The organism is Ancylomarina subtilis (genome assembly GCF_004217115.1).
In the GTDB taxonomy this organism is placed as follows: domain Bacteria; phylum Bacteroidota; class Bacteroidia; order Bacteroidales; family Marinifilaceae; genus Ancylomarina; species Ancylomarina subtilis.
On the sequence record NZ_SHKN01000004.1, the window covers coordinates 96546 to 114205 of the forward strand.

The window sequence follows — 17660 nt, forward strand, 5'->3', positions numbered from 1 at the left end:
AAAGGCTACCCTTTTTAGGATAGCCCTTGAAATATTATTCCCACTCAATAGTTGCTGGTGGTTTCGAACTGATGTCGTACACCACTCGATTAACCCCTTTAACACCATTGATGATCTTATTAGACACTTTTGCCAAAAATTCGTATGGTAAATGCGACCAGTCTGCTGTCATTCCATCGGTTGAACTTACAGCACGAAGAGCAACAACACTCTCATAGGTTCTCTCATCACCCATCACACCTACTGACTGTACCGGCAACAACATCGCTCCCGCTTGCCAAACTTCATCATACAAACCATCTTCCAACAATCCTGAGATATAGATATGATCAACTTCTTGCAGGATACGAACTTTCTCAGCCGTGATATCGCCTAAGATACGAATTCCCAAACCAGGACCTGGAAAAGGATGACGGCTAATGAACTTATCTTCAAGCCCCATGCTTCGACCAACACGACGCACCTCATCTTTAAATAACAACTTCAATGGCTCAACCACTTTCAGTTTCATATAATCAGGCAATCCACCAACATTGTGATGCGATTTAATGGTTTGTGAAGGCCCACCTGTTACTGAAACTGATTCAATAACATCAGGATAAATTGTCCCTTGTCCCAACCATTTTGCATTTTCAATTTTATGTGACTCGTCATCGAAAACTTCAACAAAAGCATTACCAATAATCTTACGCTTTGCTTCCGGTTCAGTTACGCCAGCCAATGCTGAAATAAATTTCTCGCCAGCATCAACTCCAATAACGTTTAAGCCTAAAGTTTCGTATTTCTTCAATACATCTGTGAACTCATTCTTACGTAACAAGCCATTATCAACAAAAATACAGTATAGATTTTTACCGATTGCCTTATGCAATAACATGGCCGCAACAGTTGAATCAACACCTCCTGATAAACCTAAGATAACTCGATCATCACCCAACTTCTCTTTTAACTCGGCAACCGTTGTTTCCACAAAAGCATCCGGAGTCCAGTCTTGCTTACAACCACAAATATCAACAATGTAATTTTTCAACAAAGTTGTTCCTTCAGTACTGTGATAAACCTCAGGGTGGAATTGAATACCATAAGAAGTTTCACCTTCAATAGCAAAAGCAGCATTCTCAACATCAACGGTACTAGCAATCACCTTGTAGTTATCCGGCATGCGCTCAATGGTATCACCATGTGACATCCACACTTGCGAATTCATACTGATGCCTTTCAACAGCTCGTTCGTATTATCAACAGAAGTCAGGTTTGCACGCCCATATTCTCTCTTGTTTGATGCCATAACTTCCCCACCAAAACAGTGAGCCAAATGCTGAGCACCATAACAAACACCAAGAAGTGGTAACTTGCCTTTAATTTCTGATAAATCTGGAATTGGAGCATTTTCTTCGCGAACCGAGAATGGACTTCCCGAAAGGATCACACCTTTAATACTATCATCCAATTTTGGAGGATGGTTGTAAGGATGAATTTCGCAATAAACATTTAATTCGCGAACACGTCGAGCAATCAGCTGAGTGTACTGCGAGCCAAAGTCAAGAATCAAAATCTTTTCTTGCATAATCTTTTAAATATATGAGGTTGTTTAGCTTCTCTATTTGGCGTACAAAGATATACAATTCATCAGCATTAAATAATTATTATTTCCGATTGTTATAACAATTTTTGATTTAATGTGATTTTTAAATCCCTAACAAAGCTCAAGCCAAATAAAAAGCCCCTTTACATGATTATGCAAAGGGGCTCAATGTCTTTTAAAATAGCTTATTTAAACTTCTTCAATAATTTCTTTACAGCATCCTTATGGATGGTAACACCCATCATTTTAAGTTTTACGTAATCTTCATGGAAGAAATAATAACCAAATTCAGGTGATTTCTCATCGATATTACGAGATCCTGAACTGGAATCTTTAATCAAGTACCAATCTTTGCCGTCTTTATCAACATAGTAACCAATCAAATGCATGCCATGATCATCCGTAGTTGTACCGTTTGAGAATCGGAACTGACGCGCATCTTCTGTAATATATTCCGATGGAATATCGAAAGAAGGAATCATTGCACAATTGGTTGTACGTAAGAAACCAGCCTCAGAAACATCACCACCAATACTCATGGTATACCCCTCGCGAACAGCAGACTTAATTGCATCCATATAAACATCAAGAGGTACATTATAGTACTCTTTTGAATGCCACCAGTTATCAGTTACCTTGTATTCAACTTGCTGCCAATATGGCTCCTGCTTGTATGAAAGCAACTCGATATAATCATCCGGGTTTAACTGTAGATAGTCTTTTAAATAAGTTTGAGGTGTATATTCTTTACCTTCAACTGTAAATTTAGTTGGAGGCACACCAATGTAATGATTCATAATAGACTTGATGGTAGCAATTGCCTCTTCCTCATTCCAAGCGTTACTTTTCTTAAGGAATTTTAAATAAGCCAACATCTCATTGTACATCTTCTCATGAGTATGGAATTTACGACCATCTTTCAAGCCTGTGTACTCCGATTGAGGTACCACACCATAAATTTTCCACATGCGAGCAACCGAATTTCCTTCTGATCCCTGACCAAATTCAGAATCGCCTCTCTCTTTTACAAAACGACGAGCTTTCTCAACATACTCCCAGTACACAGTGTATATTTCAGAAATATCAACCTTCTTTTTATGAAGACGATAAACTTCTGACTCGTAAAATGACGTTGTTGAAAAACACCAACATGTACCTGTATTTCCTTGAGAAATGGTTGGAAGTGCCCACTGTATATTATTTTTATACAAGCTGATATCATTCGGTAGATCATAAGATGACTGATCCATGAAGAAACGCTTATCTACTTCTTTATTTTCCAATTTAGCATCAACGTTTCTGATATCCTTAAGGATAGAGTTTTGGTAGTAACCTGGCTCATACTCTTTAAAAATCGATTTGTCTTTTTTTTGCTGAGCAAAAGCACTAACGCAAACCGTCATGGTCAGTGCTGATAATAAAATTCTTTTCATTTTTAATGTGTTGATTAAATTTCCTGAAAGCCTAAAGGTAGAAAAAATATAATTTGTGACTCATGACAAACAGAAAATTACTCACTAGCTTTAATCAGTCCTACTAGAAAAAGTTTATTGAGAGAACCAATCAGAATATAAAAAATGCACAGCTCTACCGAACTGTGCATAGTAATTACATACTTATTCTTTAGCTATTATTTAACAACCAATCGTTTCGAAAAGTTTATATCATCACCTTTTACGACAACTAAATACATACCAGATTCAAGACCTGAAACATTCATGCGTTTTGTATAGTCACCCACACAATTTAGTTCTTTAGTTGAAGATACCAGACGACCATTTAAGTCGTAGATATAAATAGTCAAATCAACTTCTTGTTCAAGACTTAGAGAAAGATCAAAATATTCGCTTGCCGGATTTGGATAAATATTCACTTCATTTTCAATATTTTCATCCAATTCTAAACCTGACTTCACATACACAGATGAAACATTATGAACCAGATTCGATTTCGTTGCGTTATTCGAAGCCGTAATAGTTACTAAATCAATGTAAATATCATCACTATTCGAGCTGGCATCACATTGAAAACGAAACTTAGCATTGGCAGCAAAATTATACAGTGAAGCATCAAAACTTAAAGTCGCCACATAATAATTGTTGTTATCGAAATCAACTCCGCTAACAAAAGACGCCACTGTTTGCCATGATGAACCATCGAAATACTTCACAAAGAAATCTTCGTTCGTTTCCATACTATACGAATAGTAATAAAACTCAATATCAATCTGATTATAAGCTGTAATATCAAATGTAGCTGATGTCATTGCTGATGCGGTTCCGCTATTATCCTGTAAATTGACAGAATATGAGCCCTGATATGATCTGATTCCGGAATACAAGCTAACATCACTACCTCCATCAATCCAATTATCCCATCCTGACTCAAAATCACTTGCAATAAGCACTTTTGAACTTGGTGCAGACTTGGTGGTTACACTTAACTGAGTTGCCGCTGATGTGTTACCAGCCTCGTCTTTAGCCATCACCTTCACGATATAAGTTGTAGAAGCACTCAATGAAGTAAATCCATAATTTGTAGAAGCTTGTGTTTCAACAAGAATATTGTCAAGATACACCTCGTAGGCCGTTACAGCCACATTATCAGTTGAAGCCGACCAGGAAACATCAAACCCTGTTTGACTCACATTTGCTACTGCTAGATTAGCAGGCACAGTTGGAGCCTGAGAATCAGGAGCAATTGTCTGAACATTAATATTTGCAGCGGCTGATGAATTACCTGCCTCATCTTTTGCAATTACCTTCACAGCATAAGTCGTTCCGGCGTTTAAAGAACTAAAACTGTAGGATTGAGACAACTGAGTGTTTACAAGAACATCATTTAAATACACCTCATAAGCCGTTACAGCCACATTATCAGCTGAAGCCGACCAGGAAATATCAAAGCTATTCTCAGTAATATTCGATGACACTAAATTTCCTGGAGAAGTTGGAGCCTGAGTATCAGGAGCAATTGTTTGAACATTAATACTTGCAGAGGTAGATGAATTACCTGCTTCATCTTTTGCAATTACCTTCACGGTATAAGTCGTTCCGGCATTTAAAGAGCTAAAACTATAAGCTTGAGAAGTTTGATTTGCAATAAGCACATTATTAAGATATACTTCATAATTTGTTACGGCAATATTATCAGTTGAGGCCGACCATGAAATATCAAAGCCATTCTCAGTAATATTCGATGACGTTAAATTTTCTGGAGTACTTGGAGCCTCAACATCCGGAACCTCTCCTCCACCATCAAATACATGCGAACCTAACCCCGTAAAAGTATCCTTTGCCAAAACATCCCACTCCGAAACACTATAGGTAACATTAGGGCTTTGGATGTTCGATTTACGACGCATGGTTTGATCTTGAGCGAAATAAGCTGAACCACCATCAAAATTACCAATAATATCAATCAAGACTCCATTTTTGAATAATCCAAGAGCATCGTTTCCATTAAAAGTCATCTCACCAACACCTCCGGTGTAATCAGCCTGACTCGTAATCTCAGCCACCGCTGAAGAATTGGCCGCTACAAAAACGTCCTGATTGGCTAAAGTTCCACTCAAAACCAATCCACCCGACCATAATCCGGCACCATTGGTCTGTTTCTTAATTGTGTAGGCTGACAAATCTACTGTAGACCCCGTAAAATTGGCTACTTCAAGCGCTTTATTATTCGATGAACCTTCGATATACTCTGAGAAAAATAAATCACCAGCGCCAGCACTCACATTTTCCCCTACAACTGTAATTTGGAAATTCTGAACTGCAGAAACCTGTCCATCACTGACAGATAGACCAACTGAATTTACACCAACATGAGCTGCTAAAGGTGTTCCGCTCAATACGGCTGAACCATTACCGTTATCGGTCAAGCTCAACCACGAAGGTAAACTGCTTGCTGAAAAACTTAAGTTATCATTATCAACATCTGTAGCAGTAATGTTATAACTGTAAGCTACATTTTCAGTAGCATCAACAACTACTGATGAAGTAAAAACAGGTGCCGAATTCGTCGGTTGGGTTCCGCCACAATCGAAAATCTCACAAACAAACTCAGGATGATCAATAAATGGGTTGCGATTATGTTGATATGAATAAACAACATTATTTCTTCTACGTTCCTCATCATCAACAGGGTCATTCAAGTGCCACTGAATAAGTGTTGATAAACGTGCTTGCGTAGGTTCTTTACTTACATTATCAAGATAAGCTTCTTGTAATTCCAAATCAGGCTCACCATCAAAACCTTCATAGCGAACTGTCATATACATCAACATTCGGGCAATATCACCTTTCACATCTGCTGGTGGCTCCCAAATCCAATCCACATCACTGGTATACGCCGGTGTGGCTCCATTATTCGTTCCTCCCTTATCGACATAAGGTGTAGGAGCCTCGTCGAAATTTCGATTATTTCGAGCCGAATTCGTTGACACATCTGCCGCACGAATATGATGCAAATCGGTTCCGGGTCCCTTTGTCGTCCCAAAATCCCCTCTTGATTTTGCCCAAACATGCTCTTTATTCCAACCATCAGCATTGTTGTATTCAGCTGCTGCATTGACAGAAAATTTTGAATAAATACACAGCACATTATCGGGATTATTAGGATCACGGTCGGCTCCCTTTAGGATATCCCACACATCAGTTGAAGTTGAACTATAAGGATACTCAGTATGTCCCTTAATAATATTATTTAGCGCACTCTTTAAAGCATCGCCACTCAAACCTGTTGCGGAATCGTAATACCCTTGAGGTATTTGTGCCATTAGTGCTGACGAAAGCAGCAACATCATAGCAAAGAATGAGAGTAAATTTCTTTTCATATTAGATTTTTTTAGTTAGTAAGTAGAGAGTGGATTATATAAAATATAGTTTAGTTTATTTTGGGGTTTTTAAAGTACACTATCTTCAACACTAAATCATTTCAACTGGCGGTATCTAAAATGATTTCTTACTACTAAACCTGGCAAAAATCCACATCAGAATATATTCCCTGTGTAATCACACGAGGAACAAATTCGCAAGAAACATTCATTAAAATACTTGGAAAAATAAAATACAAGATTTGGGGGATGTAGCTTATTCAGCCATCCAAAATCTACAGAGGTTGCTTAGTTTTGTTTTGTACTCTTATATCTAAAGACTATAGCATATTCAATATCAAAGAATGTAACATTATTTCATTCTGAACATCACGCCAATTGATTAAGTACAATACCAATTACTAATCCAGAATTATATCTTCTCATCTATAAGATTATATAATTCGTGAACGAGAATCGTCGGTTCGTAAAACTATAAGATTTTTTTGAAATTACACGCAGAATGCAAATTTTTTATTGCAGCGCAAAAACTTTTCCTTTACTTGCTAACATACAGCTTGTGAGGAATAGATCAAGTATTTAAGATTGAAAAAACATTTCCATCCTCTGCTAATTCAGTATTTGCAAAAACGTCTTTGGCTTCATTTAGATGACTTGACAAGTCATGAAATCGTGCTGAAAAATGACCAATCAATAATTTTCCAACCTCCGCTTCTTTGGCAATTCGTGCCGCTTGTTCTGCAGTAGAATGATAAGTCGATTTGGCCCGTTTTTCATCATCTTTCAAAAAGGTGGCTTCATGGTAAAGCAGATCGACCTGCTTAATTACAGGTACAATTCTTGGGAAATAGGCTGTATCCGTGCAAAATGCATAAGAACGAGGACGTGATGCTGCAAAGGTTAACTTAGCATTAGCAATCAACTCGCCTTCTTCAGTCAAATAATCATCCCCCATTTTTATTCCATGTCTGGCCTTAATTGGAATTTTATAAAAGTCCAACATCTCTTTTATAAGGTGGCGAGGACGCTGTTTTTCCTTAAATAAAAAACCTGCACACGGCATAGCGCCATGCCTCAAAGGAAAAGACTGAACGGTAAGTGCTGCATCTTCAAAAAGAGTTTGAATCTCCTTCCCAAAGATATTATGGAATATCAGTTTGAAACCCAATTTGGAGTCCAAAATATCAAGCTGAAAACGAATAATTTTCTCAAGCTTGGAATGGGCATAAATATGCAAATCATTTGTTCTTCCTTGCAAGGAAAAACTTGATATTAGGCCTATCAGACCAAAAAAATGATCGCCATGAAGATGCGATATGAAGATATGATTGATTCGAGACATGGGGACTCGAAACCTCTTTAATTGTATTTGTGTGCCTTCGCCACAATCAATTAAAAAAAACCGCTCAAGTACATTGAGCACTTGAGCGGTTGGGAATCTTTTTGAGGTTGGCAATGCAGAATTACTGCCTAAGATTGTTAATTCAAATTTCACTTACGATCTATATTAATGTTCAATCTCACTATTTCTCATAAAGGATTCAGCAACGCTCAAATCGTCTGAAACGTTAAGAACTGTATCCAACTGTGAAATAATAATCAGTTTTTCAACTGCAGGCTGCAAGCCATACAGAACAAATGTTCCATTAGCATTCTTACATAACCTATTGGCAACAAGAATGGCACTCAAGCCGGATGAATCACAATAAGTACAAGCATCCAAATTTAGAAGAATATTCTTTTCTCCTTCTGAAAAAATCAAAACCAATTTTGATTTTAGCTCAGGAGCGATATGCGTATCCAATCTTTCATTTAAAACCTGAACTAAAGTGTATCCGTCTTTTTTGTCAATCTTAAAGTCCATTTGTAACCTCTTTAGGGATTATTTAAAGCTTACTTATCTCCTTTTTCAAGTTGAGATTTTAAAGCAGCCAATTCAGAAATATCACCTAAGGTAGTTTTTTCTAGTGAATCTTTCACCTTCTTAACGCCTTTTTTCATGTTAGCAGACTCAGATTTTTTCTTTTCAGAAACTTCTGCACGCTTAACATCTTCGAAAGTTCTTGAGTGAGAAAGGATGATACGCTTAGCAGCTTTAGAGAATTCAATTACTTTGAAAGTAAGTTTCTCGTCAACTTTAGCTTGTGAACCATCTTCTTTTACAAGGTGACGTGGAGTAGCGAATCCTTCAACACCGTAAGGAAGAGCAACAACAGCACCTTTTTCAAAGATCTCTACGATAGTACCTTCGTGAGTTGAGTCAGTAGCAAAAATTGTTTCGAACACATCCCATGGGTTCTCTTCCAATTGCTTGTGACCTAAGCTCAATCTTCTGTTATCTTTGTCGATTTCAAGAACAACAACTTCAATTTCAGCACCAATTTGAGTGAATTCAGCTGGATGCTTCACTTTCTTAGTCCAAGAAAGGTCAGAAATGTGAATCAAACCATCAACACCTTCTTCAATCTCAACAAATACACCGAAGTTTGTGAAGTTACGAACCTTAGCAGAATGCTTAGAGTTTACAGCATACTTAGCTTCAACACCTTCCCAAGGATCTTGCTTCAATTGCTTAAGACCAAGAGACATTTTTCTTTCTTCACGATCTAAAGTGATAATTTGAGCTTCAACCTCATCTCCTACTTTCATGAAATCTTGAGCAGAACGTAAGTGCTGTGACCAAGACATTTCAGAAACGTGGATAAGACCTTCAACACCTGGAGCGATCTCAACGAATGCACCATAATCAGCCATAACTACAACTTTACCCATTACTCTGTCGCCAACTTTCATTTCAGCGTCAAGAGCATCCCATGGATGTGGAGTAAGTTGCTTAAGACCTAGAGCGATACGTTTCTTATCATCATCGAAATCAAGAATTACAACGTTCAATTTCTGATCTAATTCAACGATTTCACTTGGGTGAGATACTCTACCCCATGAAAGGTCAGTAATGTGGATCAAACCATCTACGCCACCAAGGTCGATGAATACACCATAAGAAGTGATATTCTTAACTGTTCCTTCAAGAACCTGACCTTTTTCAAGCTTAGCGATAATTTCTTTCTTCTGTTGTTCCAATTCAGCCTCGATAAGAGCTTTATGAGATACAACAACATTTTTGAATTCGTGATTGATTTTCACAACCTTGAATTCCATAGTTTTTCCTACGTAAATATCGTAGTCACGGATAGGCTTAACATCAATTTGAGAACCTGGCAAGAAAGCTTCAATACCAAATACGTCAACGATCATACCACCTTTGGTACGACACTTGATGTAACCTTTAATAATTTCGTCGTTTTCAAGTGCAGAGTTCACACGATCCCATGAACGTAATGCACGAGCTTTTTTGTGAGAAAGAACTAACTGTCCTTTTTTGTCTTCCTGAGACTCAACGTAAACTTCAACAGTATCACCAACTGTTAATTCTGGGTTGTAACGGAATTCGTTCAATGAAACAATACCGTCTGATTTGTAACCAATATTGATTACAACTTCTCTTTTATTCATAGAGATAACGATACCATCGATAACCTCTTTTTCAGCAACAGTAGATAATGTTTTATCGTACTGAGCTTCTAATTCTGCTCTGTTAGCAGCAAAACCTGCATCTTCATTTTCGAATGCATCCCAATCAAATTCTGCTTCAACAGCAGCATTTTTGTTTTCTTCAACCATACTAAATAGTTTGTTTACTAGTAAATTAGACATTATATTATTTAAATCGCTGCAAAAGTACTCATTATATTCCAATTCGCAACCCTAGTCTGCCCTATTTTTATACCATATCATCAAAAAAAACAACTCTTCTTGTTTCAATCCAAATCAGTAGACTATCCCGCCACAACTACCAGCCTAACCAACAGACACAAAGCCAGTTCTTGCTGAATATCAAAATAAAACCAGGACCCAAACAGCCTACATCTAAGCTGAAGTTGGATTAATCAAATAAAACCTTTGATTTATCCAAAAAATTAAGATATTTTTGATTTTCAAATTTCTGAAAAAAAACATCTTCAATATTAAGCGATGAATCAAAAAGAGATACTAGACCTAGTCAACTCAAAGGCAAAAGAATGGCTATCGTCTAAATACGATAAAGACACCCAAACTGCTGTTTCCGAATTAATGAGTAATGAAGATCAAACCAACCTGATTGATTCTTTTTATAAAGATTTGGAGTTTGGAACAGGTGGGCTACGTGGCAAAATGGGACCAGGTACAAACCGAATGAATATATATACTGTTGGCGCCGCAACACAAGGTCTTGCCAATTATTTAAATGAATGTTTTGCCGGAGAAGAAATTTCAATCTGTATTGGATATGATTGTCGAAACAACAGTAAGTTATTCTCCGACACCGTTGCCAACATCTTCTCTGCTAATGGAATCAAAGCCTATATTTTTGACGATTTAAGACCCACACCTGAAATGTCATTCGCCATTCGTCAGCTGGGTTGCAAATCAGGTGTAATTATTACGGCTTCGCATAACCCTAAAGAATACAATGGCTACAAAGCCTATTGGGAAGATGGCTCTCAAATCGTCACTCCTCACGATACAAACATCATCAATGCAGTTAAAGCTGTAAAGGTCGAAGATATCAAGTTCGAGGGAAATCCGGATTTAATTGAGGTTCTTGGGGCTGAAATGGATAAACTTTACCTCGACACAGTAAAAACCTTAAGCTTATCTCCCGAATCAATCAAAAATCAGAGAGACTTGAAGATTGTTTTTACCCCATTACATGGCACAACAGTCAAACTTGTACCTGACTCATTAAAAAACTACGGTTTCGAAAATATCATTCACATTCCAGAACAGGATGTGGTTGATGGTAATTTCCCAACTGTCTGGTCTGCAAACCCAGAAGAACCAGAGGCTTTAAAAATGGCCATTGATAAAGCTAAGGAAGTCGATGCTGATTTGGTAATGGCTTGCGACCCTGACGGCGACCGTTTGGGAATTGCAGTTACCAATGATAAAGGCGAATGGGAAATCATAAATGGCAACCAAACAGCTCTTATTTTCACCTATTACCTGATCAACAGAAGAAGAGAATTAGGCCTACTCACTGGTAATGATTACGTTGTAAAAACGATTGTTACTACGGAGTTATTTAAAGATGTCGCAACCAAAAATAATGTTGAATGTTTTGACGCTTACACCGGATTCAAATGGATCGCAGATGTTATACGTAAGAACCCGGACAAAAATTACATTGGCGGTGGCGAAGAGTCATTTGGGTACATGCCTGGCGATTTCACTCGCGATAAAGATGCGGTATCCTCCTGCAGTATTATGGCAGAAATTGCAGCATGGGCAAAAGATCAAGGGAAAAATTTATTTGATATATTAAAGGAAATATATGTCGAATATGGCTTCTCCAGAGAAAAAATGATTTATATTGTAAGAGAAGGACTTAGCGGCGCAAAGGAAATTGAACAAATGATGCACGATTTCCGTTTCAACCGTCCAAAAATGATAAATGAATCTCCAATCGTATTGATTAAAGACTACAGCATTCGCAAAGCAATCAATCCAATAAATGGAGAGGAAACCGATCTTGACTTTGAGACGACTGCCGATGTTTTACAGTTCTTTTTAGAAGATGGCTCAAAGATATCTGTTCGTCCATCGGGAACCGAACCTAAAATTAAATTCTATTTTGAAGTTCGTGAAAAACTAAGTTCAATTGACGATTTTTATAAGACTGAGGCTCTTGCAGATAAAAAAATTGAAGGAATAATTCTTTCATTGAAATTAAACTAATAAATTTAGGGTAGTTTAATATAAACTACCCTACATCTCTTTCACATGGATAATAAACGTACCATACTATCTATTGATGACTCCCCAATTAACAATAAATTAATTGAGGCCTATTTTAGAAAAGATTATAATATCGTATCTAAAGACGGAGGACAAGAGGCTCTTAACTGGCTTGAAGATAACCTTCCCGATGCCATTTTGCTTGATGTTATGATGCCCGTTATGGATGGGATGGATGTCCTTGAAAAATTAAAAGAGAACGAACGACTCTGCGAGATCCCGGTCATCATGGTCACTGCAAAAACGGAGATGGAAACCATCAAAGAAGCTTTGACCAAAGGAGCTCTGGATTACGTAAAAAAACCTATTGATTTTACTGAACTGCAATCAAAAATCATGATTGCTTTCCAAATTAATCAGCAAAAACAAGAAATAAGCAAATACAAGTCCTACTTTGACATCCATCAGGGGATGATTCATGCACAAAGAATTCAGCGTTCTATTTTACCAGACACGGAACACTTTAAGCGCATGTTCCCAAAATCATTCATTATCAATCTGCCTAAGCATGTTGTCAGTGGAGACTTCTATTGGATCAACCAAAATTTCCAACAAAAAAACATAGGGGTTTTTGATTGCACCGGACATGGCGTTCCTGCAGCCATGCTAACGATGATGGGACAAATGGAACTTCACACTATTTTTGAGAATGGCAACCATATCCAACCGGGGCAAATTTTCTCAATGTTAAGCCAAAAGTTTAGTCGCTTATTAAATACTTCAAGCGATACTTTTACGCAATATGATGGTATGGACGGTGCCTTTCTTTCCATCACATCGCAAGAAAACAAGATTGAATATGTTGGAGCCAAAAGACCTCTGATACTTATCCGAAAGGGATCTAATCTGTTGGAAATTGATCACGAATCACTTGAACCTAAGATTACAAATGAGGATTTTTCCCTTTTCGAAATCGGCTCAGACCGATTTTCAATAGGTAAGGAGAGTGAATTCGCAAATTTCCAAACAAAAACCATAAGCACAAAACCCGGTGATAGACTCTTTGTTTATTCTGATGGAATTACAGACCAACTTGGAGGCAGTCAAACCAAACGCCTGAAGAAAAAAGAATTTTACAACAAACTGATCAATCTTCAAACAAAATCAATCAATCTGCAAAAATCAGATTTTTTCAATTGGTTAGATGAGTGGAAAGAAAATAATGAACAAACGGATGACATCCTGATGATTGGTATTGAATTATAAATCAATTTCTTCATTGGGAAAAAACTCTTTTTTAAAATTCACTAAATACAACTTCTCGCTTGCCCGGGTTAGAGCCGTATATAACCATCGGTAAAATTCCCGGTTGAGCATATCCTCGTTTATAAAGCCCTGATCAACAAAAACAGCCCGCCATTGGCCCCCCTGCGCCTTATGACAGGTTATTGCATAAGCAAACTTAACTTGCAATGCATTAAAAAACTTATTATCACGCACTTTTTCATACCTCTTTTTCTTTGAGCGTATATCGGAATAGTCCTCTGAAATTGTAAAAAAGAGTTTCTTGTTATCTTCAGAAGTTAATGAAGCAGCTTCTATATTTAAGGTATCAAGCATAATCAAAGTATCCAACTCAATATCTTTATAATCCGGGAAACGCAAACTAACCTCAACATATCTGAAACCATACAGTTCAATATGCTTACCAATCCTGGTGATTTCAACAATATCGCCATTTGCAATGAAATCGATCTCTTTTACATCAGCAGTCCAGAAATAATTGTTTTTCACAACCATCAGATAGTCTCCCACCGTAATTTCGTCTTCACGATATAAAATACTATTTCGGATTCCCTGATTGTACTGATTTGCCCGTTTGTTGGATCGGCTAAGCACCATGGTTTCTTCCAATCCATATTTATAATGTGCCGATGAGATTTCTTCAATAAGATCTCCCCCACTGATTCTCACTATATCAGAAAACCTTTCTGTTTCAAATTTTGGATATCCCGATTCATTTTCATCGAGCATACGCCTCAATTCAGTTGCATTCTTAAGTATACCCGATTCTTCTGCCTGACGAAGAACTTGGGTCAAAACAACTTCTTTTACAGCTAAATTATAACAAGATTCTAGTTCTTTGGGATCAAGAGCCGGACTGACATCAACACCAATTGGAGGCAACTGTGCAACATCACCAACAAGAATCAGACGACAATTTACCCCTTCATAAACGTAATCAATAAGATCATCAAGCAAGCAACCCGAACCAAACACTGAAGTCTCGTAAGAGTAATTTGATATCATTGAGGCCTCATCAACCAAAAAGATGGTATCACGTGACAGGTTTCGATCTAAATTAAAAACACCAAAACCATCCGTTAAAGATTTTTGACGATAAATCTTTTTATGAATTGTATACGCATTCTGCCCGCAATAATGAGAAAGCACTTTAGCTGCCCGACCTGTTGGTGCCAAAAGAACCGTCTTTATTTTCATTTTAGAAAGACTGGCAACCAATGCGCTCACCAGAGTGGTTTTACCTGTCCCTGCATATCCTTTCAATAAAAAAAGACGATCATTCTTACTACTCGTCAGAAAATCAGACAATTCATCTATCGCAAGGTTCTGATCTGATGTCGGATCAAACTTAAGTTCCTCACAAATACTCAAGCTAATATGCTTTTTTAACATTTCCACTCAAAATTAGTGGTTATAAAAATAACCAAACAGATTTTTTTTTTAAATTTGCAAACAAACTTACACAAACTAATAAACTATTTGTATGTTACGAGCATAAGAATATGCATTAAATAATGTCTACTTTTTTTTGCAACTACCGTATAACTAAATTAACACAAATTATAAACTATGAAATTAAAACCAGTCTTTCAAATCTTACTTGCTTTTGCAATTGTTGCGTTTGGATACTTAAGCTATCAAAGCATAATGAAGCCAATTAATTTTGGTAAAATTCAGAAACATCGCTACGAAAAGATTGTCAATCAATTGCAAGATATTCGTAAAGCAGAAAATGCTTACAAAGAAGTAAACAATAAATATACTGGCAGCTTTGATACTCTAATTTCATTTATCAAATCTGATTCTATGCCTATGATTAAATCAATTGGTTCACTTACTGATGAGCAAATTGAAGCTGGCATGACTGAAAGAGAAGCCGTAGTAAAAGGATTCATCACTCGTGATACCATTATGGTTTCTGCTATTGAGACAATCTTTAATAAAGATTACGATATTGAAAAGTTAAGATACGTTCCGTTTACTAATGAGCAAACAGAATTTAAACTAGCTGCCGGTGTTGTGGTAACAGGTTCAAACGTAAAAGTTCAGGTTTTCGAAGCTAAAGTTTCAAACATGGCTATCTTTGCTGATCTTCGTGATGAATATTTAGATGAATTGAAAGAAGAAAACGGAAACCGTATTCGTATTAACAAATATCCTGGACTAAAAGTAGGTTCTCTTGAAGAGGCTAACAACGGAGCAGGAAACTGGGAATAATCCTCAAACAAAATTATGGACGAATTATTATTTGTTGACTCAACATTTGAAAAGGATAATACGTCAAGATATAAACTATCCATCCAGCTCTGTCTGGATGGATTTTCTTTTTCTATCCTTAGCTCAAACAATAAATGTTTAGTTCTGTACCAATCAAAAAGGTTGAATTCAGATACCGACAACACGTCAATTGACATCTTAAAAGATAGCATTCGAAATTGTGACTATCTCAACCTGTCATACGATCAAATATCTGTCATTTGGTTGACAAATAAAACAGGCCTGATTCCATCTGATCTTTTTTCAGAAGCTCTGGCTATTGATAGCCTTCAACTTTGTCATCCCATATTAAAAAATGAAACTGTACTCTGGGATGAAATTTGTGAGATGAATGTATTCCTTGTATATGCATTACCATCAGCCCTACCCGAATTTATAAAAACACATTTTGCAGGTGCAGAGCTATCACACCAAAGCTATAGTTTCTATAAAAGGGTATTAAAACGCGATATTGATATAAAACATCCTAAACTATTTGTTCAGGTTTACGATCAATTTTTCGATGCCTTTATTCCTGATATTGAACAAAAACACTTTGCCAACAATTTCACCTTTAAGGATGAAACGGACATGGTTTACTTTATCTTGAATATTTACAAACAACAAAAATTAAATACAGAATACAGCCACTTGCACATTTCAGGAAAAATAGATGAAACAAGTAAGGCTTTTCAAATACTGAAACGTTATGTCAAGGAAATTCATATTGAAAAAATGCCAAATGAGATTCCACTTAAGAAGAATATTCCGGGTTCAGAATACAATCAATTTACCAAACTTTTAAATACAAGTCTGTGCGAATAATTAGTGGTACCCACAAAGGGAGAAGAATCAATCCAGACAAGAGCTTTAAGGCCCGTCCAACAACCGATTTTGCCAAGGAGAACCTTTTTAACGTTCTAAACAACACAATCGATTTTGAAGACTTAAACGTACTCGATTTATTTAGTGGTACAGGAAGTATCAGTTACGAGTTTGCATCCAGAGGTGCCGAGCAGGTTGTTTGTGTTGAATTAAACTTCAAACACTGCGCCTTTATAAAGAAAACCATCAACGATTTAGGATTTTCTCAAATTCATGCCCTAAGAGCAGATATTTTCAAATATTTAAAAGGCTGTAACAAAAAATTTGATCTGATCTTTGCTGATCCACCATTCGACCTGGATACAATAGATACAATTCCCGATGCCATATTAAAACAAAATATTCTAAATGAGGATGGTATTGTTATTGTTGAACACTCATCAAGAAACGATTTCTCTCAACACCCTTCCTTCTCTGAAATGAGAAGCTATGGTAGCGTTAATTTCAGTTTCTTTAAGTTAAAAGATTAGTTCAAAAAAAAATGCATTTTAATATCGATCCTAACATGCTCAACACGGCGTGTTTAGTGGCTTCAATTCTTTTTAAGCAGAAAAAAAGTCCATAGCTCTATTGCAAGTAAAAAAACTTGCATTATCTTTGCATCGCTATCAAAAAAAGGTCTGGTAGTTCAGTTGGTTAGAATACATGCCTGTCACGCATGGGGTCGCGAGTTCGAGTCTCGTCCAGACCGCTAAAAGAAAGAGTTCTTTGAATATTATTGATTTGAAATTTCTATAAAAGATGCTATTAATAGCGAATTGCATTATAGATTTATAAAATCACACATTTTGGTCTGGTAGTTCAGTTGGTTAGAATACATGCCTGTCACGCATGGGGTCGCGAGTTCGAGTCTCGTCCAGACCGCCAAAATAGAGTTTCGGTTTCTTACTCTGTAAATAAAGTAATCACACATTTTGGTTTGGTAGTTCAGTTGGTTAGAATACATGCCTGTCACGCATGGGGTCGCGAGTTCGAGTCTCGTCCAGACCGCCAAAATAGAGTTTCGATTTCTTACTC

Annotated in this window: 12 protein-coding genes and 3 tRNA genes; 8 read left to right on the top strand and 7 right to left on the bottom strand. The window is 36.9% G+C overall.

Annotated features, from left to right (window positions below):
* Positions 1 to 34 precede the first annotated feature (34 nt).
* The 6 genes from guaA to rpsA form a co-directional block, all read right to left on the bottom strand.
* Positions 35 to 1567, bottom strand: a complete 1533-nt coding sequence (gene guaA, locus EV201_RS14600) for a glutamine-hydrolyzing GMP synthase (RefSeq protein WP_130308383.1) — start codon at positions 1565 to 1567, stop codon at positions 35 to 37.
* A gap of 203 nt (positions 1568 to 1770) precedes the next feature.
* Entirely contained in the window at positions 1771 to 3018 is a 1248-nt protein-coding gene (locus tag EV201_RS14605; protein ID WP_207224507.1) for a C1 family peptidase, read from the bottom strand.
* Positions 3019 to 3215: 197 nt separating this feature from the next.
* Positions 3216 to 6422 (bottom strand): endonuclease, encoded by a 3207-nt coding sequence (locus tag EV201_RS14610; RefSeq protein WP_130308384.1) that lies wholly within the window; start codon positions 6420 to 6422, stop codon positions 3216 to 3218.
* 571 nt (positions 6423 to 6993) lie between these two features.
* Positions 6994 to 7917 (bottom strand): ribonuclease Z, encoded by a 924-nt coding sequence (locus tag EV201_RS14615; RefSeq protein ID WP_130308385.1) that lies wholly within the window; start codon positions 7915 to 7917, stop codon positions 6994 to 6996.
* Between the two features lie 12 nt (positions 7918 to 7929).
* Positions 7930 to 8286: an STAS domain-containing protein gene (locus EV201_RS14620; RefSeq protein WP_130308386.1), complete on the bottom strand. Its 357-nt coding sequence runs from the start codon at positions 8284 to 8286 to the stop codon at positions 7930 to 7932.
* A 29-nt stretch (positions 8287 to 8315) separates the two neighbouring features.
* Positions 8316 to 10136, bottom strand: coding sequence for a 30S ribosomal protein S1 (gene rpsA / locus EV201_RS14625; RefSeq protein ID WP_207224508.1), 1821 nt, complete (start codon positions 10134 to 10136; stop codon positions 8316 to 8318).
* Positions 10137 to 10454: 318 nt separating this feature from the next.
* Between rpsA and EV201_RS14630 the strand changes: the two genes are divergently transcribed.
* Together EV201_RS14630 and EV201_RS14635 are read left to right on the top strand one after the other, a co-directional pair.
* Positions 10455 to 12197, top strand: coding sequence for a phospho-sugar mutase (locus tag EV201_RS14630; RefSeq protein WP_130308387.1), 1743 nt, complete (start codon positions 10455 to 10457; stop codon positions 12195 to 12197).
* Positions 12198 to 12242: 45 nt separating this feature from the next.
* Positions 12243 to 13463 (top strand): response regulator, encoded by a 1221-nt coding sequence (locus tag EV201_RS14635; protein ID WP_130308388.1) that lies wholly within the window; start codon positions 12243 to 12245, stop codon positions 13461 to 13463.
* Here the strand turns inward: EV201_RS14635 and EV201_RS14640 are convergent.
* The gene (locus EV201_RS14640; protein ID WP_130308389.1) at positions 13458 to 14894 is read right to left on the bottom strand and encodes an ATP-dependent DNA helicase; all 1437 of its coding nucleotides are present in this window, start codon (positions 14892 to 14894) and stop codon (positions 13458 to 13460) included. The two genes, EV201_RS14635 and EV201_RS14640, sit on opposite strands and share 6 nt — an antisense overlap.
* A gap of 177 nt (positions 14895 to 15071) precedes the next feature.
* On the opposite strand from EV201_RS14640, the gene EV201_RS14645 reads away from it, so the two are divergent.
* The 6 genes from EV201_RS14645 to EV201_RS14670 all read left to right on the top strand — a co-directional run bounded on the left by EV201_RS14645 (position 15072) and on the right by EV201_RS14670 (position 17636).
* On the top strand, positions 15072 to 15719 hold the full coding sequence (locus tag EV201_RS14645) for a hypothetical protein (protein WP_130308390.1): 648 nt from the start codon (positions 15072 to 15074) through the stop codon (positions 15717 to 15719).
* Between the two features lie 15 nt (positions 15720 to 15734).
* Positions 15735 to 16583 (top strand): DUF3822 family protein, encoded by an 849-nt coding sequence (locus EV201_RS14650; RefSeq protein ID WP_130308391.1) that lies wholly within the window; start codon positions 15735 to 15737, stop codon positions 16581 to 16583.
* A complete protein-coding gene (gene rsmD, locus EV201_RS14655; RefSeq protein WP_130308392.1) occupies positions 16574 to 17113 on the top strand; it encodes a 16S rRNA (guanine(966)-N(2))-methyltransferase RsmD in 540 nt (179 codons plus the stop codon). The genes EV201_RS14650 and rsmD overlap by 10 nt, the downstream gene beginning before the upstream one ends.
* A 147-nt stretch (positions 17114 to 17260) precedes the next feature.
* Positions 17261 to 17334: transfer RNA gene (locus tag EV201_RS14660), tRNA-Asp, on the top strand.
* A gap of 99 nt (positions 17335 to 17433) precedes the next feature.
* Positions 17434 to 17510 (top strand) — tRNA-Asp (locus tag EV201_RS14665).
* Between the two features lie 49 nt (positions 17511 to 17559).
* Positions 17560 to 17636, top strand: a tRNA-Asp gene (locus EV201_RS14670).
* The last annotated feature ends 24 nt before the right edge of the window (positions 17637 to 17660 follow it).

Excerpts from the sequence above, each read along its gene's own strand:
- guaA (WP_130308383.1), bottom strand. The coding sequence starts at position 1,567 with ATGCAAGAAAAGATTTTGATTCTTGACTTTGGCTCGCAGTACACTCAG.
- EV201_RS14605 (WP_207224507.1), bottom strand. The coding sequence starts at position 3,018 with ATGAAAAGAATTTTATTATCAGCACTGACCATGACGGTTTGCGTTAGT.
- EV201_RS14610 (WP_130308384.1), bottom strand. The coding sequence starts at position 6,422 with ATGAAAAGAAATTTACTCTCATTCTTTGCTATGATGTTGCTGCTTTCG.
- EV201_RS14620 (WP_130308386.1), bottom strand. The coding sequence starts at position 8,286 with ATGGACTTTAAGATTGACAAAAAAGACGGATACACTTTAGTTCAGGTT.
- rpsA (WP_207224508.1), bottom strand. The coding sequence starts at position 10,136 with ATGTCTAATTTACTAGTAAACAAACTATTTAGTATGGTTGAAGAAAAC.
- EV201_RS14630 (WP_130308387.1), top strand. The coding sequence starts at position 10,455 with ATGAATCAAAAAGAGATACTAGACCTAGTCAACTCAAAGGCAAAAGAA.
- EV201_RS14635 (WP_130308388.1), top strand. The coding sequence starts at position 12,243 with ATGGATAATAAACGTACCATACTATCTATTGATGACTCCCCAATTAAC.
- EV201_RS14640 (WP_130308389.1), bottom strand. The coding sequence starts at position 14,894 with ATGTTAAAAAAGCATATTAGCTTGAGTATTTGTGAGGAACTTAAGTTT.
- EV201_RS14645 (WP_130308390.1), top strand. The coding sequence starts at position 15,072 with ATGAAATTAAAACCAGTCTTTCAAATCTTACTTGCTTTTGCAATTGTT.
- EV201_RS14650 (WP_130308391.1), top strand. The coding sequence starts at position 15,735 with ATGGACGAATTATTATTTGTTGACTCAACATTTGAAAAGGATAATACG.